We start from the raw sequence: 1,840 nt of genomic DNA, 5'->3' as shown, positions 1-1,840 counted from the left end.
CACGTCGTGGTCGAGCGTCGTGCAGTCGCGCTCGGGCCGTGGCTCAGGACTTGGTGTGGAAGCGCAGCTGCGCGCGCTCCAGGCCCTCCGTGACGACCGACTCCACGGCGTCCGCCGCCGCGTCCAGGAGCCACGGCAGGTCCTTGAGCTCCGGCTTCGCGAAGTCGCGGAGCACGAAGTCGGCCGGGTCCATCCGGCCCGGGGGCCGCCCGACGCCGACCCGGACGCGCACGTAGTCCTTCGTGCCGAGCGCCTTCGACGTGTCGCGCAGGCCGTTGTGGCCGCCCTCGCCGCCGCCCCGCTTGAGCCGGACGTCCGCGAACGGGATGTCGAGCTCGTCGTGCACCAGCACCACGCGCTCCACCGGCACGTCGTAGTACCGGGCCAGTGCCGCGACCGGGCCGCCCGACACGTTCATGTACGTCGTCGGCTTCGCCAGCACGACGCGGGGACCCGGGACGCCACCGGGGAGCATCCCCAGCCGCGCCTCCGCGACCGACGCCTGCGGCCGCCGCGACAGCACGCCGCCGCCCTTGCCGCCGAACGACGCACCCGTGCGTCGCGCGAGCTCGTCGAGGACCATCTGGCCCACGTTGTGGCGGTTGCCCGCGTACTGCGGCCCCGGGTTGCCGAGGCCGACGACGAGCCACGGTCCGTCGGTCATGGGGTGCTCCTGGTGCGGGTTCGGGCGGGCATCGGGCGGCGTCGGGCGGCGTCGGGCGGCACGGTCGGGCGCAGCGTTCAGGCAGCGCTTCGGCACGTCGCGATCAGGCGGCGCGGTCGGCGCAGCGGTCGTGCGGCGCGGTCGTCACGCGACGACGCCCGGCACCGCAGGAACGGTACCGGGCGTCGTCGACGTGCGGGGAGGTCAGCCCTCCGAGCCGGACTCCGCGGCGGAGGCAGCGGACTGCTCGGCGGCCAGCTCGGCGGCGGCCTCCTCGGCGGCGACGTCGTCGGCCGAGACCTGCGGCAGGCTGACGGTCAGGACGATCGCGTCGGCGTCGGTGACGAGCGCGGCGCCCTTCGGCAGCGTGACGTCGGCGGCCTTGACGATCGCGCCGGCCTCGAGGCCCGCGATGTCGACCTCGACGTTCTGCGGCAGGTGCGTCGCCTCGGCCTCGAGGGCCAGCGCCTGCGTCTCGACGACGTGGATCGTGCCGGGCGCCGACTCGCCGACGACGTGCACGGGCACCTCGACGGCGATCTTCTCGCCCTTCTTCACGATGAGCAGGTCGACGTGCTCGATGACGTTGCGGACGGGCTCGACCTGGACGTCCTTCGCGATCGCGAGGGTCGACTTGCCGTCGAGCTCGATCGAGAACAGCGCGTTCGCGTGCTTGACCGCGAGCATCGTCTCGTGGCCCGGGAGGGACACGTGGACCGGGTCCGAGCCGTGCCCGTACAGGACGGCGGGGATCTGGTGGGCACGGCGCAGGCGGCGCGCGGCACCCTTGCCGAACTCGGTGCGGGCGGTGGCGACGAGCTTGACCTCGGACACGGTGACTCCCAGGAGCAGGGCGCCCGCGACGAGACGCGGACGACGGCGATGATGTGGTGGCGGTGCCGTCGCCGGAGCGGCGGCACGAGAACGGCGTAGGTGGTGGCCTCGACGCGGGGCGCAGGACGGGCACGCGGAGGCGTGCGCCCAGTCGATCACGGAGCTGGTGCGGCCCTCGACCCGTGGGAGGCACCTGCACCCCACCTGGTCGATCCTGCGACCGCCCGACGTCCCTCGCCGAGGCAACCTGACGATCTTACCCGCAGCAGGGACCCAAGCCCAACTCCCCGAGGTCCCGGGGACGGGCCCGACGGCCCTGGTACGCCGACGGCCCGGACCCGC

2 protein-coding genes are annotated in these 1,840 nt (G+C 74.1%); both read right to left on the bottom strand.

Going from position 1 to position 1,840, the window contains the following annotated elements; genetic code table 11:
- Nucleotides 1-43: 43 nt before the first annotated feature.
- The gene (pth, locus tag CBZ_RS16990; protein WP_130782666.1) at nt 44-664 is read right to left on the bottom strand and encodes an aminoacyl-tRNA hydrolase; all 621 of its coding nucleotides are present in this window, start codon (nt 662-664) and stop codon (nt 44-46) included.
- A 204-nt stretch (nt 665-868) separates the two neighbouring features.
- Nucleotides 869-1,498 carry a 50S ribosomal protein L25/general stress protein Ctc gene (locus CBZ_RS16985; protein WP_130782665.1) on the bottom strand — a complete coding sequence of 210 codons (630 nt, stop codon included), beginning with the start codon at nt 1,496-1,498 and terminating at the stop codon, nt 869-871.
- Between the last annotated feature and the right edge of the window lie 342 nt (nt 1,499-1,840).

Source organism: Cellulomonas biazotea (genome assembly GCF_004306155.1).
GTDB lineage: Bacteria > Actinomycetota > Actinomycetes > Actinomycetales > Cellulomonadaceae > Cellulomonas > Cellulomonas biazotea.
Note: the sequence above shows the minus strand (reverse complement) of the source record. Positions and strands in the feature narration are given on the sequence as shown.

Bases quoted from the DNA above. Each gene is read 5' to 3' on its own strand.
- pth (WP_130782666.1), bottom strand. From the start codon at position 664: ATGACCGACGGACCGTGGCTCGTCGTCGGCCTCGGCAACCCGGGGCCG.